The 24,020-nt window shown below is 61.8% G+C and carries 19 protein-coding genes; 10 read left to right on the plus strand and 9 right to left on the minus strand.

Going from position 1 to position 24,020, the window contains the following annotated elements:
* Positions 1-235: 235 nt before the first annotated feature.
* From IGW03_RS28940 to yjgA, 3 genes are read right to left on the minus strand one after another with little or no spacing between them, the layout of a single operon-like run.
* Positions 236-910 carry an alpha/beta hydrolase gene (locus tag IGW03_RS28940; RefSeq protein WP_194725965.1) on the minus strand — a complete coding sequence of 225 codons (675 nt, stop codon included), beginning with the start codon at positions 908-910 and terminating at the stop codon, positions 236-238.
* 45 nt (positions 911-955) lie between these two features.
* A complete protein-coding gene (gene mog / locus IGW03_RS28945) occupies positions 956-1,573 on the minus strand; it encodes a molybdopterin adenylyltransferase (protein ID WP_194725966.1) in 618 nt (205 codons plus the stop codon).
* Entirely contained in the window at positions 1,551-2,156 is a 606-nt protein-coding gene (yjgA, locus tag IGW03_RS28950) for a ribosome biogenesis factor YjgA (RefSeq protein WP_194725967.1), read from the minus strand. Before yjgA ends, mog begins: the two co-directional genes overlap by 23 nt.
* A gap of 71 nt (positions 2,157-2,227) precedes the next feature.
* On the opposite strand from yjgA, the gene pmbA reads away from it, so the two are divergent.
* Complete coding sequence (gene pmbA, locus IGW03_RS28955) at positions 2,228-3,592, plus strand: metalloprotease PmbA (RefSeq protein WP_194725968.1); 1,365 nt, start codon at positions 2,228-2,230, stop codon at positions 3,590-3,592.
* Positions 3,593-3,722: 130 nt separating this feature from the next.
* Here the strand turns inward: pmbA and IGW03_RS28960 are convergent, their stop codons facing one another.
* A complete protein-coding gene (locus IGW03_RS28960; protein WP_194725969.1) occupies positions 3,723-5,063 on the minus strand; it encodes a dicarboxylate/amino acid:cation symporter in 1,341 nt (446 codons plus the stop codon).
* 446 nt (positions 5,064-5,509) lie between these two features.
* Here IGW03_RS28960 and IGW03_RS28965 point away from each other — a divergent pair, with 446 nt between their 5' ends.
* Both IGW03_RS28965 and IGW03_RS28970 read left to right on the plus strand, forming a co-directional pair.
* Entirely contained in the window at positions 5,510-6,589 is a 1,080-nt protein-coding gene (locus tag IGW03_RS28965; protein ID WP_194725970.1) for a TRAP transporter substrate-binding protein, read from the plus strand.
* A gap of 242 nt (positions 6,590-6,831) precedes the next feature.
* Positions 6,832-7,911: a TRAP transporter substrate-binding protein gene (locus IGW03_RS28970; RefSeq protein ID WP_194725971.1), complete on the plus strand. Its 1,080-nt coding sequence runs from the start codon at positions 6,832-6,834 to the stop codon at positions 7,909-7,911.
* A 219-nt stretch (positions 7,912-8,130) separates the two neighbouring features.
* Here the strand turns inward: IGW03_RS28970 and IGW03_RS28975 are convergent, their stop codons facing one another.
* From IGW03_RS28975 to ppc, 4 genes are all read right to left on the minus strand, one after another.
* Entirely contained in the window at positions 8,131-9,852 is a 1,722-nt protein-coding gene (locus IGW03_RS28975) for a TRAP transporter large permease (RefSeq protein WP_194725972.1), read from the minus strand.
* Positions 9,853-9,869: 17 nt separating this feature from the next.
* Complete coding sequence (locus tag IGW03_RS28980) at positions 9,870-10,454, minus strand: TRAP transporter small permease subunit (protein ID WP_194725973.1); 585 nt, start codon at positions 10,452-10,454, stop codon at positions 9,870-9,872.
* Between the two features lie 470 nt (positions 10,455-10,924).
* Complete coding sequence (argH, locus tag IGW03_RS28985) at positions 10,925-12,319, minus strand: argininosuccinate lyase (RefSeq protein WP_194725974.1); 1,395 nt, start codon at positions 12,317-12,319, stop codon at positions 10,925-10,927.
* A gap of 95 nt (positions 12,320-12,414) precedes the next feature.
* A complete protein-coding gene (ppc, locus tag IGW03_RS28990; RefSeq protein ID WP_438943682.1) occupies positions 12,415-15,330 on the minus strand; it encodes a phosphoenolpyruvate carboxylase in 2,916 nt (971 codons plus the stop codon).
* Between the two features lie 59 nt (positions 15,331-15,389).
* Between ppc and hemC the strand changes: the two genes are divergently transcribed.
* The 5 genes from hemC (at position 15,390) to ppa (ending at position 20,285) form a co-directional block, all read left to right on the plus strand.
* Complete coding sequence (gene hemC, locus IGW03_RS28995) at positions 15,390-16,340, plus strand: hydroxymethylbilane synthase (RefSeq protein ID WP_194725976.1); 951 nt, start codon at positions 15,390-15,392, stop codon at positions 16,338-16,340.
* Positions 16,341-16,419: 79 nt separating this feature from the next.
* On the plus strand, positions 16,420-17,202 hold the full coding sequence (locus IGW03_RS29000; RefSeq protein ID WP_194725977.1) for a uroporphyrinogen-III synthase: 783 nt from the start codon (positions 16,420-16,422) through the stop codon (positions 17,200-17,202).
* Positions 17,199-18,362, plus strand: a complete 1,164-nt coding sequence (locus IGW03_RS29005) for a uroporphyrinogen-III C-methyltransferase (RefSeq protein WP_194725978.1) — start codon at positions 17,199-17,201, stop codon at positions 18,360-18,362. The genes IGW03_RS29000 and IGW03_RS29005 overlap by 4 nt, the downstream gene beginning before the upstream one ends.
* A gap of 2 nt (positions 18,363-18,364) precedes the next feature.
* Positions 18,365-19,558, plus strand: a complete 1,194-nt coding sequence (locus tag IGW03_RS29010) for a heme biosynthesis protein HemY (RefSeq protein ID WP_194725979.1) — start codon at positions 18,365-18,367, stop codon at positions 19,556-19,558.
* Between the two features lie 184 nt (positions 19,559-19,742).
* Positions 19,743-20,285 carry an inorganic diphosphatase gene (gene ppa, locus IGW03_RS29015; protein WP_194725980.1) on the plus strand — a complete coding sequence of 181 codons (543 nt, stop codon included), beginning with the start codon at positions 19,743-19,745 and terminating at the stop codon, positions 20,283-20,285.
* 81 nt (positions 20,286-20,366) lie between these two features.
* Here ppa and IGW03_RS29020 read toward each other — a convergent pair whose 3' ends face one another.
* A complete protein-coding gene (locus IGW03_RS29020) occupies positions 20,367-21,251 on the minus strand; it encodes an EamA family transporter (protein WP_194725981.1) in 885 nt (294 codons plus the stop codon).
* 104 nt (positions 21,252-21,355) lie between these two features.
* On the opposite strand from IGW03_RS29020, the gene IGW03_RS29025 reads away from it, so the two are divergent.
* Both IGW03_RS29025 and IGW03_RS29030 read left to right on the plus strand, forming a co-directional pair.
* The gene (locus IGW03_RS29025) at positions 21,356-22,255 is read left to right on the plus strand and encodes a LysR family transcriptional regulator (protein WP_194725982.1); all 900 of its coding nucleotides are present in this window, start codon (positions 21,356-21,358) and stop codon (positions 22,253-22,255) included.
* A gap of 142 nt (positions 22,256-22,397) precedes the next feature.
* A complete protein-coding gene (locus tag IGW03_RS29030; RefSeq protein ID WP_194725983.1) occupies positions 22,398-24,014 on the plus strand; it encodes an HDOD domain-containing protein in 1,617 nt (538 codons plus the stop codon).
* The last annotated feature ends 6 nt before the right edge of the window (positions 24,015-24,020 follow it).

Consider the following 24,020-nt stretch of genomic DNA (forward strand, 5'->3'; position numbering starts at 1 on the left):
TTGCCTGGCTTAACAAGTTCAAGCGTGTCATTACACGTTGGGACCGCTGCATCGAACATTACACCGCCTTTGTTCATCTCTCACTCATCATGATTCTGCTTCGCCGCCATTTATGAAATGAGTTCTAATCACCTCTGCTGGCCATCGGCCGTCGGGCATAAAGAAAGGCGGCTCCGCATTGCGCGGAGCCGCCTTTTTCACATGTCAGTCAGTGAGTCAGACCGGAGCAGCCGATTCACTCTGCCAGTATGCGCTTGAGCCACGCGCTGATATCGTCGATCTCTTCCTTGCATACCGAGTGCGGCATCATGTACTCATGCCATTCGACCTTGTAGCCCAGCGAGCTCAGGATGCTGTGCGATTTCTCGGCGAGGGTGATCGGCACCACCGGGTCGCTGCGGCCATGGGCCAGGAAAATCGGCGTTTCGTGATTTGCACTGTGGCGCTCGTCCGGCACGGCCTGATGCAGGGGCAGATAGCCCGACAGGCAAAGCAGTCCGGCAAGCTTCTCCGGATGCCGCAAGCCGGTCTGCAGCGTCATCGCACAGCCTTGCGAGAAGCCGGCGAGGATGATGCGGTTCGCGGGAACGCCGCGCGCCTTTTCGTTGGCGATCAGCGCCTCCACCAGCGCCTGGGACTTGCGCAGGCCGGCCATGTCTTCCCGTTGGCCGATATCAAGGCCGATTATGTCGTACCAGGCGCGCATCACATAACCGTTGTTGATCGTCACCGGCATGGTAGGAGCATGCGGGAAGACGAAGCGGATCGCCGGGCAGCCGTTCAGATCAAGCTCGCGTACGATGGGCGCGAAGTCGTTGCCGTCGGCACCCAGGCCATGCAGCCAGATTACGGACACCGAAGGATCCGGTGCGGTTTCGATTTCTATGGCTTCCAGTTGGTGTTCGCTCATGCGCTTGCTTTCTTGCTTTTGTCGCTGCATCCAGTGGATGCAGCATCATTTTTGCCGGATCGCGGATTTGGGCCGGAATGCCTTGCAGACCGCCTCGTTCGTTTCGATGTAAGGGCCGCCGATCAGGTCGATGCAATACGGCACGGCGGCGAAGATGCCGGGCACGATCTGCTTGCCGTCGGCATCCTTGAGTCCTTCCAGCGTCTCCTTGATGGACTTCGGTTGGCCAGGGAGGTTCATGATCAGCGCCGCATGATCTTCCGTTTCGCGAATCACCGCCACCTGCCGGGAAAGGATGGCTGTCGGCACGAAGCGCAGGCTGATCTGGCGCATCTGCTCACCGAATCCGGGCATTTCCCTGGTGCCCACCGCTAGCGTGGCTTCGGGGGTGACGTCGCGCCGCGCCGGTCCGGTGCCGCCGGTTGTCAGCACCAGGTCGCAGCCGGCATTGTCGACCAGGTCGATGAGCGCCTGCTCGATCTGCGAGCGTTCATCCGGAATCAGCCGGGTTTCCATCTGCCATGGACTGGTCAGCGCCGACGCGAACCAGTCGCGCAGCGCCGGGATGCCCTGATCTTCGTAGACGCCGGAAGAGGCGCGGTCGGATACCGACACCAGCCCAATCAGCAGTTCGTCGGGATTACTCTTCTTCCGTGTCGTCATCTTCATTCCCGTCCGCGGCTGGCGCCGCTGCAGAAGACGCTGCGCCAGCCTGCAGCTGCTTGAGAATCTGGAAAATTTCGCGATAGGCCTTGGGCGGCTTGTTTTCCGCCTGCTCCTTGCGGGCATTGCGGATCAAGGTGCGAAGCTGCTGCACGTCGGCCTGAGGGTATTGTTCCTTGAGCTCGGTCAGCGCCTTGTCGTCGGCCAGCAGCTTGTCGCGCCGCTTCTCCAGCGCGTGCATGGCGGCGGTTTCCGACTTGGAAGCGCCTTTCCAGCTGTCGATCACTTTCTGTATCGCCGTGACTTCGTCTTCTTCCAGCGTGCGCATTTTCTTGCCGACGAATTGCATCTGGCGGCGGCGGCCCTCGTGATCCTTGATCTTCTGGCATTCGAGAATCGCTTCCCGCACATCTTCCGGCATGGGGACCCGCATGACGCGGTCTTTGGGTTGGGAAACCAGTTCTTCGCCCAAGTCTTGCAACGCGGTCATTTCGCGCTTGAGTTGGGATTTTGACGGGCGATCGTACTGCTGTTCGAATTCGCTCGACTTGAAGCCGACCGCACCTCGATTTGGATTAACCATGATGAACCTGAGCCATTCTGTAAACGGCTGATATGATAACTGTTTTAAAACGAACTCCAAAAAAACAGCCTATGAGCACCTCCGACTTTACCCATGGTCATGATCAGCTGAAGCAGCTTGCCGAAGACGTACTGCGTTTCGCCAAGGAAAAAGGCGCTTCGGACGCCGTGGTGGAGATCAGCGAGGGTAGCGGCCTGTCGGTTTCCGTGCGCAAGGGCAATATCGAGACCATCGAGCAGAACAAGGACAAGGGCATCGGCGTCACCGTTTATCTTGGCGAGGCTGGCCACATCCGCCGCGGCAATGCCAGTACCTCGGACTTTTCGACGCAGTCGCTCAAGGATACCGTCGAGGCGGCGTACAACATCGCCCGTTTCACCGCCGAGGATGACTGCGCCGGCTTGCCCGACGAGGACATGCTGGAGATGAATCCGCGCGACCTGCAGTTGTTCTATCCGTGGAACGTCTCCACCGAGGAGGCCGTGGAGCTGGCGAAACGCTGCGAAGCCGCTGCCTTTGCGGTCGACAAGCGCATCTCCAACAGCGAAGGCGCCAGCGTGTATGCGCAGCAGTCGCACTTCGTTTCCGCCAACACGCGCGGCTTCATGGGCGGCTATCCCTATTCCCGCCATACGATCTCGGTCGCGCCGATTGCCGGCAAGGGCGGCAATATGCAGCGCGACGACTGGTATTCCTCCTCGCGCGATCCGGCCAGGCTGGCCCGGCCAGAAGATATCGGCCGCTATGCCGCCGAGCGCGCGCTTGCGCGCCTGAATGCGCGCAAGCTCGATACCCGCAAATGCCCGGTCCTGTTCGAGGCGCCGCTGGCGGCCGGCCTGGTCGGCGCCTTCGTGCAGGCGATTTCCGGCGGCGCCCTGTACCGCAAGTCCAGCTTTCTGCTCGATTCGATGGGGCAGCGGGTCTTCGCTCCGCATATTCAAGTGCTGGAAGATCCGCATGTGATCGGCGCCGTCGGTTCGTCGCCGTTCGACGAGGAAGGCGTGAAGACCCTCCGGCGCGAGGTCGTCAGGGACGGCGTCGTGCAGGGCTACTTCCTGTCTACCTATTCGGCGCGCAAGCTGGGCATGAAGACCACCGGGAACTCCGGCGGCTCGCACAATCTTTACTTCACCTCGGCGCTGACGACGCCCGGCGACGATTTCAACGCCATGCTGCGCAAGCTCGATACCGGGCTGCTGGTGACGGAACTGATGGGGCAGGGCGTCAACTACGTTACCGGCGATTATTCCCGCGGCGCATCCGGCTATTGGGTGGAGGACGGCGTGATTCAGTATCCGGTCGAGGAAATCACGATCGCGGGCAACCTGAAGGAAATGTTCCAGCAGATCGTGGCGGTGGGGGCGGATACCCTGGTGCGCGGTACTCGCGAAACAGGCTCCATCCTGGTTGCGAACATGACGGTGGCGGGTAATTAAAGCTCGTCGGTAACAGCAAGGCAGGAATAGAAAAAGGCCGCGAACAACCAGACGTTGTTCGCGGCCTTTTTACTCGGGCCATCATGCGCAGTCCGGCATCAGGCTGCCGGACCGCGGGAACATGAGAACATCAGACGGAGGGCTTGCGTACCGTATTCAGGTGCACGGCGGGCTGCTGGTCGAGAACCTGTTCCGGCGCGTCGGCTTCCTCATCCGATTCCTGGTTCAGATGCTTTTGCAATCGTGCCATGTCCACGTCGCCGGTCCACTTGCCCACCACGACGGTCGCCACGCCGTTGCCGATCAGATTGGTCAGCGCACGCGCTTCGGACATGAAGCGGTCGATGCCAAGAATCAGCGCCAGGCCCGCAACCGGCACGCCGCCCACGGCGGACAGCGTCGCCGCCAGGACGATGAAGCCGCTTCCGGTAATGCCGGCGGCGCCCTTCGACGTCAGGAGCAGCACCGCCAGCAGGGTTATCTGCTGGGTCAGGGTCATCGGCGTATCGGTGGCCTGGGCGATGAAAACCGCCGCCATCGTCAGGTAGATGGAGGTGCCGTCGAGGTTGAAGGAGTAGCCGGTCGGAATCACGAGACCGACCACCGACTTGCGAACGCCGAGGTTTTCGAGCTTGGCCATCATGCGAGGCAGGACCGATTCCGACGATGATGTGCCGAGAACGATGAACAGTTCTTCCTTGATGTACTTGACGAACTTCCAGACCGAGAAGCCGTGAAGCCTCGCAATCGTGCCCAGCACCACGAAGATGAAGACCACGCAGGTCAGGTAGAAGGTGGCCATCAGCTTGCCGAGCGACAGCAGCGAGCCGACGCCGTACTTGCCGATAGTGAACGCCATCGCGCCGAAAGCGCCGATCGGTGCAAACTTCATGATGATGCCGACGATGCCGAACAGGACATGGGACAGCTTTTCAATGAAGTCGAATACGAGCGTGCCGCGGCCGCCGAACTTGTGCAATGCGAAGCCGAACAGCACCGAGAACAGCAGCACCTGCAGGATGTCGCCCTTGGCGAAGGCATCGACCACGCTGGTGGGAATGACGTTGAGAAGGAAGTCCGTGGTCGACTGCATCTTGCCGGGGCCGGTATAGGCCGCGATGCCCTTGGTGTCCAGGGAATTGGGGTCGACATGCATGCCGCTTCCGGGTTGGACCAGATTGACGATGATCAGGCCGACGATCAGGGCGATGGTGCTGACGATCTCGAAGTAGAGAAGGGCGAGGCCGCCGGTCTTGCCGACCTGCTTCATGTCTTCCATGCCCGCGATGCCGATCACCACGGTACAGAAGATGATCGGGGCGATGATCATCTTGATCAGCTTGATGAAGCCGTCGCCGAGCGGCTTCATTTCTGCGCCCAGCGACGGGTAGAAGTGGCCGAGCAGGACGCCGATGACGATGGCGGTCAGCACCTGCACATACAGGGATTGGTAGAGAGGTTTCTTTTGCATTTGGAGTCTGGGTGAAGAAGCGGGGAGACGGCTCACGGAGGACTGGCAGTGCTATCGGGCATGGCGGGATAACGCGCTGAATGAGAGCCGTGGACTTGACCGCGATTTTGCTTTTTCTTACGCCGTCCTTACAATTGTGGATATCCCGCACATAAGGTCAACCCGCTGTGCATGAAAATTTTGGTTTGTTTCCATACAAAATTATTCATACGCTGCCACGATCCCGCCTTCCCGCGTTTTCTCCCGCAATAGCACGGTTTGCGGAGATTTTCCCGGGGCTGCGCCTTTCTCAGTATTACTACTTAAACCCACGCGCTTCGATGTCGGTTTAGTATTGCACCCAGCGTATTTGATCACCTGGAATTGCCAGGCTCGCCGCCCGGCCATCCTCCGGGCACGGAACGCAATCAGAAACAATCCGAATATTCCATCCACCAGGAGACTAAATGGAACGTCGTTCGTTTATCAAAAAGGCTGCTGTCGGCGCGTCCGTCGGCGCAGTGGCCGCTCCGGCGCTGGCGCAAACCCAGCCCACCATCAACTGGCGTCTTGCTTCCAGCTTCCCGAAATCCCTCGACACGATCTACGGCGCTGCCGAAGTGTTTTCCAAGCGCGTCGCCGCGCTGACCGGCGGCAAGTTCAACATCCGTGTCTTTGCAGGCGGCGAAATCGTCCCGGCACTGCAGGTGATGGACGCAGTCCAGGCCGGCACCGTGGAAATCGGCCACAGCGCTTCCTATTATTATTTCGGCAAGGATCCGACATTCGCCTTCGACGGCGTGGTGCCCTTCGGCCTCAACTCCCGCCAGCAGACCGCATGGTGGGACCAGGGCGGCGGCAAGGCGCTGACCCGCGAGTTCTTCAAGGATTACGGCATCATGAACTTCATGGGCGGCAATACCGGTGCGCAGATGGGCGGCTGGTTCCGCAAGGAAGTCAAGACCGTCAATGACATCAAGGGCCTGAAAATGCGTATCGGCGGCTTCGCCGGCCGCGTGATGCAGAACCTCGGTCTCGTACCCCAGCAGATCGCTGGCGGCGACATCTATCCCGCACTTGAAAAGGGCACCATCGACGCAGCCGAGTGGATCGGCCCGTACGACGATGAAAAACTGGGCTTCAACAAGGTTGCTCCGTTCTACTACACGCCGGGCTGGTGGGAAGCCGGTCTGCAGGTGTCGTTCTACGTCGGCATCAAGGAATGGGAAAAGCTGCCCAAGGAATACCAGGCAGCCATTGAAGCGGCTTCCTATGAAGCGCACGTCACCATGCAGGCGGAATACGATGCGCGCAATCCGGCTGCGCTCGCCCGGCTGCTGAAGAACGGTGTGAAGCTGCGCCAGTTCTCGAAGGAGATCATGGAAGCCTGCTACAAGGCGACCAACGATGTCATGGAGGAGGAAGCTTCGAAGAATGCGAAGTTCAAGAAGATCTATGAGCCTTGGAAGCGTTTCCGTCAGGATCAGAACCAGTGGTTCTCGGTCGCGGAAGTGCCACTGCAGAACTTCATGATCACCCGCAAGTAATCGGCAAGCGACCCGGCCGTGGATCAAATGCCATGGCAAACCCGCAGCAGGCAATGCTGCGGGTTTTTTTATTTGGAAAAATTGCATTTCGGTAAGCCAATCCGGAGCCTAAACAAGGTTTTTATGGCATTCTTCGGGGTGGCTTGGTTACGAACAGTACCAGCGTGAAATTTCGTGGCGGTACCGGCAGCGGGCCGTCCGCGACGTGTTTTTGTTTGATGCATCATCCAACAGGAGACAACATGGAACGTCGTTCCTTTCTAAAAAAAGCAGCGGTAGGTGCCTCCGTCGGCGCCATGGCTGCTCCGGCCCTCGCTCAATCGCAGCCCACCATCAACTGGCGTCTGGCTTCCAGCTTCCCGAAATCCCTCGATACCCTGTTCGGCACCGCTGAAGTGTTCAGCAAGCGCGTCTCGCAGCTGACGGGCGGCAAGCTGAATATCCGCGTATTCGCCGGCGGTGAAATCGTTCCGGCGCTGCAGGTCGTCGATGCAGTGCAGAACGGCACCGTGGAAATGGGCCACACCGCACCGTATTACTATTTCGGCAAGGACCCGACATTCGCGTTCGACTGCGCCGTTCCGTTCGGCATGCACTCCCGTCAGCAGACCGCATGGTTCGACCAGGGAGGCGGCCGCGACCTCCTGCGCGAATTCTACAAGGACTACGGCGTCATCAACTTCCTCGGCGGTAACACTGGTGCCCAGATGGGCGGCTGGTTCCGCAAGGAGATCAAGACCCTGAACGACATCAAGGGCCTGAAGATGCGCATCAGCGCCTTCGCCGGCAAAGTCATGGCGCCGCTCGGCCTCGTTCCGCAGCAGCTCGCCGGTGCCGACATCTATCCGGCGCTGGAAAAGGGTACGCTGGACGCGGTTGAATGGACCACGCCTTACGACGATGAAAAACTGGGCTTTTACAAGGTCGCGCCGTACTACTACGCGCCGGGCTGGTGGGAAGCCGGTGCGCAGCTGTCCTTCTATATCGGCATCAAGGAATGGGAAAAGCTGCCGAAGGACTACCAGTATGCGATCGAGGCCGCATCCTACGAGGCGCACGTCGTCATGCAGGCGGAATACGATGCCAAGAACCCGGCCGCGCTGGCTCGCCTGATCAAGAACGGCGCGAAGCTGCGTTTCTTCTCGAAGGAAATCATGGAAGCCTCCTACAAGGCTGCAATGACTACAATGGAAGAAGAAGCTGCGAAGAATGCCAAGTTCAAGAAGATCTGGGAGCCCTACAAGCGCTTCCAGCGCGACCAGAACCAGTGGTTCTCGGTGGCCGAAGTGCAGCTGCAGAACTTCATGACCAGCCGCAAGTAACACCGGCTTGCTTGCGGCTGCCCGCCGCAAGACCACTTCAAGCTGCTTTCATGTTTGCGCATGAAGGCAGCTTTTCTTTTGCCCTCACGTCTTTTTCAATACATCCCGTTGCCCGTGCCGTCGGCTTCGCCAACGCAGTGCGCTTCACATGGCTGTCGGACCCAATAAAAAACCCCGCAGGGCGAACCATGCGGGGTGTCCGATGCAAGACGGCGCGGGTTATTTCTTTTCCGTATCCGTCGAGAAGTTCAGCTGCGGCTCTTCGCTGCTGCTGCTTTCCTTGTTCTCTTCGGTCGAGAAGTTCAGGTTGGGCGCGCCGCTGTCGGTACCGCTGTCGGTGCCGGTGCCGCTGTCCGGGGATTCCTGGGTCGGAATGTCGATCTTCAGTTCGATCTGTTCCTTCATGTCGGTTTTCTTTTCGATGGACACGATGTTCGGGAACGCAATGATCAGGGCCACCATGATGATCTGTATCAGCACGAAGGGCACCGCACCCCAGTAGATGTCCGACGTCTTCACCTCCTTGGGCGCCACTGAGCGCAGGTAGAAGAGGGCGAAGCCGAACGGCGGGTGCATGAACGAAGTCTGCATGTTCACGCCCAGCAGGACGCCGAACCAGATCAGGTCGATGCCGAGCTTTTCCGCTACCGGGCCCACCAGCGGCACCAGGATGAAGGCCAGCTCGAAGAAGTCGAGGAAGAAGGCCAGGAAGAAGAACATGAGGTTCACGACGATCAGGAAGCCCATCGTGCCGCCGGGCAGCGAGGTCAGCAGATGCTCGACCCACAGATCGCCGTTGACTGCGCGGAAGGTCAGGCCGAAGACGCTGGAGCCGATCAGGATGAACACCACGAAGCACGACAGGCGGGTGGTGGAATCCATCGCCTGCTTCATCAGCGACCACGACAGGCGGCGGTTCATCATGGCCAGCACGAGTGCGCCGAAGGCGCCCATGCCGCCGCCTTCGGTCGGGGTTGCGATACCGACGAAGATCGTGCCCAGCACCAGGAAGATCAGCGCCAGCGGGGGAATCAGCACGAACACGACTTTTTCAGCCATGCGCGAAAGCAGGCCGAGCTTGAAGAAGCGGTTGACCAGCGCAAGCACAAAGGCGCCGACAATACCCACGCCTGCCGAGTAGATGCCGACTTCGTCAGGTGCCGCGTTAGGGTGCTTGGCGCCGTAGTAGGACGCGAAGGCGAACGAGGCGGCCGTGGCCAGTACTACCAGCGCCAGCAGCGACACGACGCCGCTGTTGCCGTTCGGTTCGCGCAGGTTGCGCGCTTCGGGCGGCAGGGCGGGCACTGCGTGGGGCTTGAAAATCGATACGGCCAGCACGTAGCCGCCATACATTGCAGTCAGCAGCAGGCCGGGCGCGAACGCGGCCTTGTACATGTCGCCGACCGAACGACCAAGCTGGTCGGCCATCACGATGAGCACCAGCGAGGGCGGAATGATCTGCGCCAGCGTGCCCGATGCGGCGATGACGCCGGAGGCAAGGCGCTTGTCATAGCCGTAGCGCAGCATCACCGGCAGCGAGATCAGGCCCATCGAGATCACGGATGCCGCGACCACGCCGGTTGTCGCTGCGAGCAGCGCGCCGACGAAAATCACCGCATAGGCGACGCCGCCGCGGATCGGGCCGAACAGCTGGCCGATCGTGTCGAGCAGGTCTTCCGCCATGCCGGAACGCTCAAGGATAAGGCCCATGAAGGTGAAGAACGGAATCGCCAGCAGGGTGTCGTTGGCCATGATGCCGAAGATGCGGTTCGGCAGCGCCTGCAGCAGCTCGGGCTTGAGCAGGCCGAGCTCGATGCCGAGCAGGCCGAAGAAAAGGCCGTTGGCGGCCAGCGCGAATGCTACCGGAAAGCCCGATAGCAGGAATACCACCAGGGCGCCGAACATGATCGGCGCCATGTTTGCAATAAGGAACTGCTCCATTTGAATGTCTCCGACGATCAGTTGAGTTTGTTTGCGGCTTTGATCGCCTCGATTTCTTCTTCAGGCGTGGTCGCTTGCTTTTCGAATGCGCTCGCATCCACGTCGCCGCGCAGGAAGCCGATGCGCTTGATCAGTTCGGAGATGCCTTGCAGGGCCAGCAGCAGGAAGCCAACCGGAATCAGGAGTTTCGCGGGCCAGATGATCAGGCCGCCAGCGTTGCTCGAGACTTCCTGGTTCTGAATGGAAACCCATGCGTAAGGAATTGCATAGTACAGAATGATCAGGGTGATCGGCAGCAGGAACAGCAGGAAGCCGAAGATGTCGATCCAGACTTGGGTGCGCTTGGAGAATCGGCCTGCGATGACGTCGATGCGGACATGTTCGTTGCGGCGCAGCGTGTAGGAGGTCGCGAGCAGGAAGATGGCAGAGAACAGGTACCACTGGATCTCCAGCCAGGCGTTGGAACTGGTGTTGAAGGTGTAACGGACCAGCGCATTGCCTGTGCAGATCAGTACCGAAACGAGAAGAGCCCAGCTGATGCCGTTCCCTATTTTTTCATTGAGGGTATCAATGAATCTCGATAACGAGAGTAAAAAAGACATGATTGTGTCTCCATGAATGAAAAATCATTGCTGTCGGCCGCTTTGTTTTTGTAGGCGCGGTCCGTGGCGCGTGAGTGTCGATTTGTAGCTAAAAGTAAGGCTACTTTCAGGCTCGGGCAGTATATGTCATTTCAACTTGCGAACGAACACTTCCCCGCTGCGGGCGCAATACTTTTCATGTTGCGCGGCAAAAGCGGCCCGTTTTTTTCATTAATCGAGTATTAGCGCCTACGTGGTACTACTGAAGTTGGGCGGCTGGAGAACGAGAAGGAGGATGGAGAGGAGGGCAAGGCGTAAAGCGACAGAGCGCAGTCGCAAGCTTATCTCGTTTTACGGGACGAGCATTGATTTAAGCCGTTTTCGAGCGTGTGCCTGCACAGGATCGCGGCAAGTGTGCAACAGGGTGAAGCATTGAACCGGTGACGGCGGTGCCCGCGCTGCGAGCGCCGCCGATTTTACCCGGGTTGCAGTCAGCCCAACTGGCTGCGGACGTGGGCGATCGCCGCGCGCACCTGCGCAGGCGCGGTGCCGCCGATGTGGTTGCGTGCCGCCACCGAACCTTCCAGCGTCAGCACCTCGAAAACGTCTTGTTCGATCAATGAGGAGAAGGCGCGCAGCTCGTCCAGGCTGAGGTCGGTGAGATCGCAGCCGCGCTGCTCGCAGGCGCGCACCGCATGCGCCACCGCTTCATGCGCATCGCGGAAAGGCAGCCCCTTCTTCACAAGGTAGTCCGCAAGATCGGTCGCCGTGGCATAGCCCTGCAGCGCGGCTGCGCGCATGGCTTCCGGCTTGACGGTGATGCCGCGCGCCATGTCGGCGAAGATGCGCAGCGTATCGGTCAGCGTGTCGACGGTATCGAACAAGGGTTCCTTGTCTTCCTGGTTGTCCTTGTTGTAAGCCAGCGGCTGGCCCTTCATCAAAGTCAGCAGGCCGATCAGGTGGCCGTTGACGCGGCCGGTCTTGCCGCGGGCGAGTTCGGGAACATCCGGGTTTTTCTTCTGCGGCATGATCGAGGAGCCGGTGCAGAAGCGGTCGGCGATGTCGATGAAGCCGACGCGCGGACTCATCCAGATCACCAGTTCTTCCGACATGCGGGAGATGTGCGTCATCACGAGTGCGGCGGCGGCGCAGAATTCGATGGCGAAGTCGCGGTCGGAGACGGCATCGAGCGAATTGCGGCAGACGTCGTCGAAGCCCAGCGTCTTCGCCACGCGCTCGCGGTCGATCGGGAAGGTCGTTCCGGCCAGCGCGGCGGCGCCGAGCGGCAGGCGGTTGACCCGCTTGCGGCAGTCGGCCATGCGTTCGGCGTCGCGGTTGAACATTTCCACATAAGCCAGCATGTGATGGCCGAAGGTGATCGGCTGCGCCACCTGCATGTGGGTGAAGCCCGGCAGGATGGTGTCTGCATGCTGCTCGGCCAGGTCCACCAGAGCCAGGCGCAGGTCGCGCAGCAGGGCGGCGATGTCGTCGATCGCGGAACGCAGGTAGAGGCGGATGTCGGTCGCTACCTGGTCGTTGCGGGAGCGGCCGGTATGCAGGCGCTTGCCGGCGTCGCCGACCAGTTCGGTCAGGCGTTTCTCGATGTTCAGGTGCACGTCTTCCAGGTCGAGCAGCCATTCGAACTGGCCGGAGGCGATTTCCGACTGGATCTGCGCCATGCCGCGCTGGATGGCGGCGTAGTCCTCGGCGCTGATGATGCCCTGATGCGAGAGCATCTCCGCGTGCGCCAGCGAGCCCTGGATGTCGGCGTCGGCCATGCGCTTGTCGAAGAATACGGAGGCGGTGTAACGTTTGACCAGGTCGGAGACCGGTTCGGAAAAGCGCGCCGACCAGGCTTCGCCCTTTTTGGAAAGTTGTGCTGTCATGATGTGGATTCCGGTGAATCCGAGATTATAAAACAAGCGGGGACGCGCGGACATGCGGGCGCCCGGCAGCGCCGCATGTCTTCGTCCGGTCCGGGTCAGCCGGTGTTGCGCAGGCCCGCCGCAATGCCGTTGATCGACAGGTGGATGCCGCGCCGCACCCTTTCATCGGTCGTGCGGCCGTCCGCGACGGAAGCACGGTGCCGCTTGATCAGTTCCACCTGCAAATGATTCAGCGGGTCAAGATAGGCAAACCGGTTCTTGATGGAACGGGCCAGCAGCGGATTGCCGGCAAGGCGCTCCCTGGCGCCGGTGATCGCGCCCAGGCAGGCGGCGACGCGTTCGTGCTCTTCGACGATGCGCTTGAAAATGCTGTTGCGCAGCCGCTTGTCGCTGACCAGTTCGGCATAGCGGGACGCCACCGCGAGATCGGTCTTGGCCAGCACCATGTCCATGTTCGACAGCAGGGTGGCGAAGAACGGCCATTCCTTGAACATGGTGCGCAGCAGGTTGATGCGCCGCTTCTGCTCCTTGCCGTCTTCGCTGTCGTTGAGCCAGGCGTCGACCGCGCTGCCGAAGCCGTACCAGCCCGGCAGCAGCAGCCGGCACTGTCCCCAGGAGAAACCCCAGGGAATGGCGCGCAGGTCTTCAATGCGCCGGCTTGCCTTGCGCGAGGCAGGGCGGGAGCCGATATTGAGTTCAGCGATCTCGGCGATCGGCGTGGCGGCAAAGAAGTAGTCGGTGAAGCCGGGCGTGTCGTAGACGAGATTGCGGTAGGCGCGGTAGGCGCGATCCGAAAGTTCTTCCATGACTTCCTCGAACACCGCCTGCTTGCGCGCCTGCCTGCCGGCGGATTCGTTCGGCATCAGGCTCGCTTCCAGCGTCGCCGCGACCAGCAGTTCCAGGTTGCGGCGGCCGATCTCGGCATTGGAGAACTTGGACGCGATGATCTCGCCCTGTTCGGTGAGGCGGATCTGGCCGTTGACCGTGCCCGCCGGCTGCGCCAGGATCGCTTCATAGCTGGGGCCGCCGCCCCGGCCCACGGTGCCGCCGCGGCCGTGGAAGAGCCGCAGCTTGACGCCGGCGGTGTCGAACAGTTCGATCAGCCGGGTTTCCGCCTTGTACAGCTCCCAGTTTGAGGTGAGGAAGCCGCCGTCCTTGTTGGAGTCGGAATATCCCAGCATGACTTCCTGCAGTTCGCCCTGCTGCGCTATCAGGCCGCGCACCTGCGGAATGGCCATGTAGCGCTGCATGATGTCGGCCGCGCAGCGCAGGTCGGGGATGGTTTCGAACAGGGGAATCACCATCAATTCCATGCAGGACGCCTTGCGGCCTTCCGCAGAGTTTTCCCAAGTGCCGTGCAGGAGGCCGGTTTCCTTCTGCAGCAGCAGGACTTCCAGCAGATCCGACACCGTCTCGGTATGGGAAATGATGTAATTGCGGATGGCCCGCTGGCCATAGCGCTCGCGCACTTCGCGTGCGGCGCGGAAAACGGCGAGCTCGGATTCGGTCTCGTCGGTGTAGGCGAGGTAGGGCGAGTGCAGCAGGCGTGGCTTGCCGAGTTCTTCCAGCAGCAGTTCGACCTTGGCCTCTTCCGCAAGGCCGGCATAATCCGACGCCACCTGGGCGCGCGCGAACAATTCCGCCAGCACCCGCTCGTGCACGTCGGAGCTTTGCCGCAGGTCGAGCGTGGCCAGATGAAAGCCGAAGATTTCCGAGGCGCGCCTGAGTGCCGCCAGCCTGGGCTTGATGAGGGCGGCGCCGTGGTGGCTTTTGAGCGAATCCGCCACCACCTGCAGGTCGGCCGTGAATTCGGCCGGCGTCGAGTAGGGCGCCGCGCCGCCGATTTCCTGGCGCAGCACGTGCGCCGCGCCGAGCGTGCGCGCGGTGGCGGCCAGGCGGGCATACAGGCCGATCAATGCGCGCCGGTAGGGTTCATCCATCCGGTGCGAAGACTGGTCGGGCGACTTGCCGGCAAGCGCCTGCAGCTCGTCGCTGACGCTGACCAGGAGTGTCGACACCGACAATTCCGCGCCCAGCGCATGGACTTCATCGAGGTAGAAATCGAAGATGGCGGTGGACTGGCGCACCAGCGCATGCTGCATCGTGCCGGCGTTGACATTCGGGTTGCCGTCGCGGTCGCCGCCGATCCAGCTGCCCATCTGCACGAAGGCAGGCAGCTCGCGGTCGGCCGCATGGCGCTGCGGGAACTGGGCCGCGATCTCGGTCTCGATGTCCTCGTACAGGCCGGGAAGTTCGCGCAGGAAGGTGATGCGGTAATAGGACAGCGCGTTCTCGATTTCGTCGGCTACGGTGAGCTTGGTATAGCGCAGCATCCTGGTCTGCCACAGTGTCGCCACCCGGGCATGCAGCAGCTGGGTGTTGCGCGCCAGTTCCCGCGCGGTCAGCGGCAGGTCGCGCTCGGCAAGCAGGCGGGCGATTTCACGCTCCGCATCGAGAATGCTCTTGCGCTGCACCTCGGTGGGATGGGCGGTGAGCACCGGCGAAATCAGGGCTTCCTTGAAGAAGCTGCGCACCGCGGAACCGGGAATGCCGGCATCGTCCAGGCGGGACAGCGCCCAGGCGATGCTGCCGCGCTGCGCCGCCGAGCCGGCCAGCAGATGGGCGCGGCGGCGGCGGTTGTGGTGCTGGTCCTCGGCAATATTGGCCAGATGGGAAAAATACGAGAAGGCGCGCACGACGGAGACGGTCTGGTCGCGGGTCAGCTTCTTCAGCATGCGGTTCAGCTCGGTGCCGGACTGGGCATCCGACTCGCGCCGGAAGCGCACCGCGGTCTGGCGCACCGTCTCGACCACCTGGAAGACTTCGTCGCCTTCCTGCTCGCGCAGCACGTTGCCGAGAAGACGGCCGAGCAGGCGGATGTCTTCCTTCAACGGTGCGTCCTTGTCAATCACTTGCTTCGCCGGACTCGCCGGGATATTCGCTTGTCTTGCCATGTTGAATGCTTGTCTGAGAGAAGAATTGGCGGCTGTCCGCCGAGGGTTCGCCCGCATGCGCATGATAGAATCTGCGCGCTGGCCCGGCCAGCGTCCATGAATTGAAAGAGCCCGTCGTGAAAGTTTCCCTTCCGTCCAAATTAGTGATCGCCTCGCGCGAGAGCCGTCTCGCCATGTGGCAAGCAGAATATGTCAGAGCAAGGCTGTCGGCATTATATCCGCAGTGCAGCATCGAAATTCTCGGCATGACCACCAAGGGCGACCAGATCCTGGACCGCACCCTGTCCAAGGTCGGCGGCAAGGGGCTGTTCGTCAAGGAGCTGGAAGTGGCGATGGAAGAGCGGCGCGCCGACCTCGCCGTCCATTCGCTCAAGGACGTGCCGATGGAGCTGCCCGAGGGCTTTGCGCTAGCCGCCGTGCTTGAGCGGGAGGACCCGCGCGACGCCTTCGTCTCGAATGATTACGCCTCGCTCGACGAACTGCCCGACGGCGCCGTCGTCGGCACCAGCAGCCTGCGCCGCCAGGCATTGATCGCGAGCCGCTACCCCAGGCTGGAAATCCGGCCCTTGCGCGGCAATCTCGACACCCGGCTCGGCAAGCTCGACCGCGGCGAATATGCGGCGATCATCCTCGCTGCCGCCGGCCTGAAGCGCCTCGGCCTGCCGCAGCGCATCCGTTCCCTGCTCGAGCCCGAGCAAAGCCTGCCGGCACCGGGGCAGGGCGCCATGGCCATCGAAGTGCTCGCCGGCCGCGACGACTTGATGGAACTGCTGGCACCGCTCAATCATGAAGCGACCGCGCAGGCGGTGCGCGCCGAGCGCATGGTGTCGCGCGTCTTCGGCGGCAGCTGCCAGATACCGCTTGCCGCCTTCGCCACCGTCGACGGCCAGGGTGCAATGCATCTGCGCGCCATGGTTGGCACGCCCGACGGCAAGCGCATTGCCAATGCCGAGGTGAGGGGCGACAGCGCGCTTCCGGAAAGCCTCGGGCAGCAGGTGGCCGATGCGCTCGGCGCCAAGGGCGCGGAAGACATTCTGGCCGCATGCAAGGCAATGGACGCTGGCTGAAAGCGCGGTTTCCCTGCAGGCGGCGCATCCGCGCCTGCATTGCAATGACTGAGCTCTCCATCCAAACAAACATCGAGCCATGAACGACTCACGGCATCATCCTGTCGTCATCACGCGCCCGCTGGAACAGGCGGAACCGCTTGCGCAGCGCGTCGCCCGGGTCGGACGCAGGGCCGTGGTTTTCCCTTTGCTGGAAATCCATCCGCTCGATGACGAGTCGGCACTGCGCAAGACGCTGTGCGCGCTCAACGATTATGCGATGGTGGCCTTCGTCAGTCCCAACGCCATTCATGCGGCCATGCGCCATGTCGCCGAGTGGCCGCAGCAGGTGGCCATCGCCGTGGTGGGAGAAGGCAGCAAGGCGGCGCTCGCCGGATACGGCATTACGCCCGCGAACCGTGCCATCTTCAGTCCCAGGGATGTGCGCCGCACCGATTCGCAGACCTTGCTCGACGTGCTCGACATCGAAGCCCTGCGCGGCCGGCGCGTGCTGATCGTGCGCGGCGAAAGCGGGCGCGAGCTGCTTGCCGATGCGCTGCGTTCGCAGGGAGTCAGGGTCGAACAGCTCGCCGCCTACCGGCGCACGGCGCCCCGCCTCGATGTGGCGGCAAGAGAGCAGCTGCGGTCGCTGGTGACGGAGCCGGCCGACTGGGTCATCACCAGCTCGGAAGCCCTGCGCATCCTGCTGCAGCTGGTCCGAAATGACATGGGTGAAGAGGGAGTGGTTAAAATGCAACAGCAAAACATCTATGTGCCGCATGTCCGCATCGCGGAAACTGCGGACGCGTCAGGTTTTCTTCATGTCGTCGAGACAGGTTCCGGCGACGATCAGTTAATAGCCGCGTTACAATCCCGAGCATGAACGAATTGCCTTCCTCCGACAGCGGCGCATCCGCATCCACGAATTCATCTGCCCGGCCCGACATGGTCCCGCAGCATGCGCCCGTGCGCGGCGACGGCGCCAGGGTAGAGCAGGTCCGCAAGCTCGTCTTCGCCGGCCTCGGCGCCCTGGCGCTGCTGCTGCTGGCCCAGTGGTGGGCCAGCCAGCGCGAGATCACCAGCCTGCGCGAGGAAGTCGCTCAGCGCCTCAAGACGGGCGACAGCCTCACCACCGAAACCCGTGTGATCGCCAAATCCGCCCAGGATACGATCAAGGAACTGCAGGCCAAGGTCAATGTGCTGGAGAGCCGGCAGACCGAATCGCAGAGCCAGCAGCTCGCGCTCGAACAGCTCTACCAGGAACTGAACCGCAATCGCGACGACTGGGCGCTGGCCGAGATCGAGCAGGTCCTGTCGACGGCCAGCCAGCAGCTGCAGCTGGCCGGCAATGTGCAGGGCGCGGTGATCGCCCTGCAGAATGCGGACAACCGCCTGTCGCGTTCGGACAAGCCCCAGTTCATCATCATCCGGCGCGCAATTGCGAAAGACCTGGAGCGGCTCAAGGCGCTGCCGGTGGTCGACCTGACCGGCATCGCCCTTCGCCTGGACAGCATCATCGGGCAGATCGACGCCATGCCTCTGCTGTCGGATGAAAAACCAGTGGTCAGCGCGACCCAGCCAAAGACTTCCCGCCGTGCGCAGCAGCAGGCTGCAGCCGGAGTACCTGCAGGTGCCGCAGCGAAGGGCAGCGCCGGCTCCGACTGGATCGCCGGTCTCGAAAATGCCTGGTACAGCTGGACCAGCGAAATGTGGAGCGAGGTGCGCCAGCTGATCCAGGTGCGCCATGTCGAGTCGCCCGACGCCCTGCTGCTGTCGCCAACCCAGTCGTACTACGCCCGCGAAAACCTGAAGCTGCGCCTGCTCAATGCGCGCCTTGCCCTGCTGACGCGCAACGAGGCGGCATTCCGCAGCGACCTGATCGCAGCCCAGGACGCCATCGGCAAGTTCTTCGATACCCGCGCCCGGCAGACCCAGACCACGCAGGCCCTGCTGCGCCAGGTCCAGGCGAGCAACCTCTCGATTGAATTGCCGACGCTGGCGGAAAGCCTGAACGCGGTGCGCAACTACAAAGCCAAGCCATAACAATGCGCATCTTCATCACCATCGTCATCCTGTTCGCGGTCGCCATCGGACTGGCGGTCGGCGCCCGCTTCAATCCCGGCAATGTGGTGTTCTTCTATCCGCCATATCGCATCGACATGTCGCTGAACCTGTTCCTGGCGCTGGCGCTGGCATTGTTCGCGGTGCTGTACACGATCATGAACGCAATCCGCAGCACCCAGCAGATGCCGCAGCGGGTCGCCGCCTACCGGCGGGAAAAGCGCGAGCGCGAGGGCAACCGTGCGCTGCGCGATGCGCTCAAGTCGCTGTTCGAAGGACGCTTCGGCCATGCGGAAAAGGCTGCCATGCGCGCTGCCGAGTCGGAAGAAAATGCAGGCCTGTCGGCGTTGATCGCGGCGCGTGCCGCCCACCGCATGAGCCAGACCGACCGGCGCGATGCCTGGCTGTCCAGGACTCAGGACCCGTCCCTGAAAACCGCCCGCCTGATGACGGCGATCGAACTGTCCACCGACGAGCACGATCCGGCTTCCGCGCTGGAAGCGGTGCGCGAACTCAACTCCAGCGGTACGCGCCATATTCATGCGCTGCGGCTCGCATTGAAAGCCAACCAGCGCGCCAAGGACTGGCCGGAAGTGCTGCGCCTCGTGCGCCTGCTCGACAAGCGCAATGCGCTGCATCCCGCGCTGTCGCGCCGCCTGCGCGAACTGGCTTACGAAGACCTGCTGTCGACGCAGGCGCATGACGCGGAATCGATCCGCCGGGTCTGGTCCGGCATTCCGGCGGAGGACCGGGTGCAGCCGTATGTGGCGGTGCGCGCCGCCAAGGCATTCAATGCCAAGGGCCTGCATGACGAGGCGCGCGGCGTGGTTGAAAAGGCGCTTGCCGTCGACTGGGACGAGCGCCTGGTGCGCGCCTACGGCGAATCGGCCGCGGCCGAAGGTTCGGCGGCCTTGCTGACGCAGATCGAACACTGCGAGCAATGGAGCAAGGCGCATCCTACCGACCCGGAACTGGCGCTGACCCTGGGCACGCTATGCCTGCGCCAGAAACTCTGGGGCAAGGCGCAGCGGCACCTGGAGCAGGCGCTTTCCCAGGCCAGCGACATGGAAACCGTCCGCCAGGCCCACCTCAAGCTCGCGCAATTGCACGAAGCATTGAACCAGCCGGATGAAGCCGCTTCGCACTATCGTCAGTGCGCACTCGTGACGATGCTCTAAACGCGGAGTCCAAGGGTTGAGTCCAATCACATGGTCGACCCTGTATTCAGCCCGGTGTAAGGTCGGGAGGGTAGGCTTTCGACCTTTGATGCCGCACAGGAACGATCCTTCGGCGCGCGCGACCACGTGATGAAGCCGCTATAATTCGCGGATTCCAGATTTTCCAACCTTTTGAGAGTGCAACATGAGCCTGAAGCAAGTGCCCGCCGGCCGCAGCCTGCCGGACGACTTCAATGTCGTCATTGAAATCCCCATGAATGCCGATCCGATCAAGTATGAAGTGGACAAGGATACCGGCGCCATTTTCGTCGACCGCTTCATGGGCACGGCGATGCATTATCCCTGCAACTATGGCTACATCCCGCAAACCATTTCCGATGACGGCGATCCGGTCGACGTTCTGGTGGTCACGCCGTTCCCGCTGATCCCCGGCGTCGTCGTGCGCTGCCGTCCGATCGGCGTGCTGAAGATGGAAGACGAAGGCGGCGGTGATGCCAAAGTCCTCGCGGTGCCGGTCGACAAGGTGCTGCCCATCTACACTCACTGGCAGAAGCCGGAAGACATCAACGACCTGCGCCTGCAGCAGATCCAGCACTTCTTCGAGCACTACAAGGATCTCGAAAAGGGCAAGTGGGTCAAGGTCGACGGCTGGTACGGTCCGGAAGAAGCCAAGAAGGAAATTCTGAATTCGGCCGCAGCTTACGAAAAGCTCAAGAAGGACGAGTAATCGGTTCTCCTGGATAACCGGGAGTCACCCTGACAAGGGGCGACAAGCCATGAAGAAAAGCGCACCCCAAGGTGCGCTTTTTTATTTTGCGAAGCTGAATCTGGCGGCAAAGCGCGGGCCGAACTGGTTCAAGGCCAGCCCGCACATGACCAGCGCCCCGGCCATCATTTTCCACCATGGAAGCGCTTCGCCGAGTACCAGCGCCGCGCTGAACATGCCGGCAACCGGCACCAGCAGGCTGAATGGCGCAACGGTGGCCACAGGGTATTTTCGCATCAGCAGGGACCAGATGCCGAAGCCCAGAACCGTGGTCGGGTAAGCCTGGAACAGCACGGCGCCGATCGACATCCAGTTCAGCTGTGCAATCGCTGAAGTCACTGCCGACGGACCTTCGATCAGCAGGAGGGAAACGAGGAGTAGTGGCGGAGCAGCCAGCAGCGATCCCCAAGCCACGAGGGCAAGCACATCGACCTTGCCCATGCGCTTGGTGAAAATGTTGCCGATGCCCCAGGAAAAGGCCGCTGCGATCACCAGCATGAAGCCGAGCAGGGTGGCGCGCGCATCAAGTTGCGACGCTACCAGCGCCATGCCGGAAAAAGCCACCGCCGCCCCCGCAATCTGTGTTTTCGAAGGGCGCTCGCCGAGCACGGCAACCGCCAGCCCGATAGTGAAGAATGCTTGCAGCTGAATCGCCAGCGACGCCAGGCCGGGCGGAAAGCCGAGCTTCATGCCGCAGAACAGCAGGCTGAACTGGATGGCAAACTGGAAGGCCGCATATCCCGCAAGCAGCCGCCAGGGCACCGCCGGACGCCTCAGGAAAAAGACCAGCGGCAGCGCAGCAAAGAGGAGGCGCAGAGCCGTGAACAATATCGGCGGCAGGCCCTGCAGGCCGAGCTTGATGACCACGAAGTTGAAGCCCCAGATCAGAACGACCAGCAGGGCAAGGCAGATATCGGATGGCTTCATGATCAGGCTCGCTGAAAATGGTTTTGTGATTGTCTTTGCATTCTATTGTTTCTGATTGTTGATTAAAGTAGGCTTTGGAAACGGATTGTTTTTATGAAGAAAAAATGTTCGATCTCCAGCGCCTTGCCGTCTTTGCCGCCGTCGCCGATACCATGAGCTTTTCCCTTGCCGCTGCGCGGCTGGGCGTATCAACGTCCCATGTCAGCAAGCAGATCGGCGCACTGGAGCAGGAGCTGCATGCCAGGCTGCTGCACCGGACCACCCGCAGCATCAGCCTGACGGAGGCGGGCCATATCTTTCACCAGCGCTGCAAGGCGATCCTGTCTGATATTGCATCGGCCGAGCAGGAAGTGCTGCGCCGTCACGAATCACCCCAGGGCCTGCTGCGGGTGACGGCGCCGCCCAACCTCGCCAATGCCCGGCTGGGCGACATCGTGCAGGATTTCATGGCGCGCTATCCCGACATCCAGCTCGAACTCATCCTGTCCAACCGGTTTTTCGACCTCGCCGAAGAGTCGATAGATATCGCGCTGCGCGTGGTCGACGAGATCCCGATGAACGTCTATGCAAGACGGCTGTGCCGGGTCGGCTGGAGCCTTGTCGGCAGCCCGGAATACCTGAAGCGGCGCAGGCTGCACGACCTCGACGATCTGGCGAAGCTGGATTGTCTTTTCGATACCGCAATGTCGCCGCGCGACTTGTGGCTGTTCAGGCAGACCGGCGAGAACGGGCAGACGCGGGAGGTGCAGGTCGCGCCGCGCGTCCGCTGCGGCAACAGCGAATGGCTGCGCCAGTGCGCATTGCGCAGGATGGGCGTGGCGCTGCTGCCGGATTTCATGATCGAGGACGACATCGCGCAGAAGCGGCTGGTCAGGATGCTACCCGGCTACCAGGCGCTTCCCCAGAAATGGCTGTACGGGATCTATCTGCCCAACCGTTATCTCGCGTCCAAGGTGAGGCTGTTTCTGGATGCGGTGGAGCACGGCCTGCAGCAGGCAGCATGAGCGGCGTCGAGCGCTCAATTTTATGCCGATCGCGCCGATAAGAGTGTTGGAAGCGTCGTTCCGGCATGCAATCCGGCATCGACAATTCCAGGGCTATGGGTCATCATAGATTTATCGGCGTACGCATACTCAGGAGCCTCAAGTGGTTTTCCAAAATACGGTCCAGGGACGCTCCGACCCTGCCGCGCACGGCAGTCAGGAAGACACCGCGCTGATTGCACGCGACCGTCTGCTGAAAAAAATCAGCGCCGAAGCGGATCTGCCGGCGCTGGGCAGCTCCGTGTCGAAGGTTGTGCAGATGACATCGTCGGACGACGAAGCGGTACGCAACCTCGCTCACTTCATCCTTTCCGACGCGGCGCTGACGCAAAAGATTCTGCGCATCGCCAACACGGTGTCCTACCGGACCGCTTCCGGCGCCACCGTCACCACGGTTTCCAAGGCGATCTTCCTGCTTGGTTTCGAAGTCGTGAAAACCAGTGCGCTTGCCATGGTGCTGGTGGAAGGCATGTCATCCAGACATGCGAAGGATGTCCGCACCGAACTCAATCACGCCCTGTGCGCCAGCATCGTCGGCCGCGAGATGGCCAAGCGCAGCCAGTTCAAGGATCCCGAGGAAGCCGCCATCGCGTCGCTGTTCAAGAACATCGGCCGCCTGCTGGTGGCTGCCCATGACCACAAGCTCTACAACGACATCGCGAAACTCGTCGAGAGCGGCAAATTCACGCCTGCCCAGGCCTCGATGCAGGTGCTGGGCTGCAGCTTCGACCTGCTGGGCGAGTCCGTCCTGCGCGAATGGAATATTCCCGATTCCATCGTGCATGCGCTTGCGTCGCCTCCGTCCGGCGTCCTGAAGCCGGCCAAGGCGCGTCAGGAATGGCTGCAGCAGGTTGCCGCCTTCAGTTCCGCATCGGCCCGCCTGATCCCGGCGATGAACGATCCCGGACAGGAGGCGGCCGGCAAGGCGGTGCTTGCGCGCTTCGGCCAGGCGCTCAATCTCGATCATGCCAAGCTGATCCAATTGTTTGCCAGCGTCGCCGAACAGACCCGCACACTCGCCAGCAATGCAGAGATGCCCATGCAGTCCGAGGAAGAGCGCGGCATGACGGAACCGGGCAGCGGAAGTGACGATGTGCCGGCGGATGACGCCGATGCCGGCTTGCCGGGCGAGCTTCTGCTGCAGGTGCTGGGCGACGTCCCGCCCTTGCAGGCCATCCAGCGCCATGCCAGCGGCAAGCCCGTCAATGCACGCGATCTCCTGCTCGCAGGCGTCCAGGATGTGACCCAGATGATGGCTTCCGGACGATGCAAGGTCAACGACCTGATGCTGCTGGTGCTCGAGACGCTGTACGGCAGCATGGGTTTCCGCTTCGCGACGATCTGCCTGCGCGATGCGCAGGCCAATCAGTACCGGGCCCGCATTTCCATGGGCGACAGGCATGCGGAGCGGCAGGCCGGTTTCAGCTTTCCCTGCGCATCGACGCGCGACCTGTTCCATCTGGCGATGGAAAACGACGCGGATCTGATGATCTCGGACTCGAGCGCGCCCAAGATACGCAATCTGCTGCCAGACTGGCACCGCCGCCTGTTGCCGGATGCGCGCAGCTTCATCGTGCTGCCCATGGTAGTGAGCAAGAAGCAGATCGGGCTGTTCTATGCCGACCGCGAACAGCCTGCGCCGGAAGGGGTGCCGGCGGATGAAACGGCATTGATCAAGACATTGAAGGGCCAGATTCTTACTGCGCTGCAGGTGCGGTGATACGGC

Source organism: Noviherbaspirillum malthae, assembly GCF_015352985.1.
GTDB lineage: Bacteria > Pseudomonadota > Gammaproteobacteria > Burkholderiales > Burkholderiaceae_D > Noviherbaspirillum > Noviherbaspirillum malthae.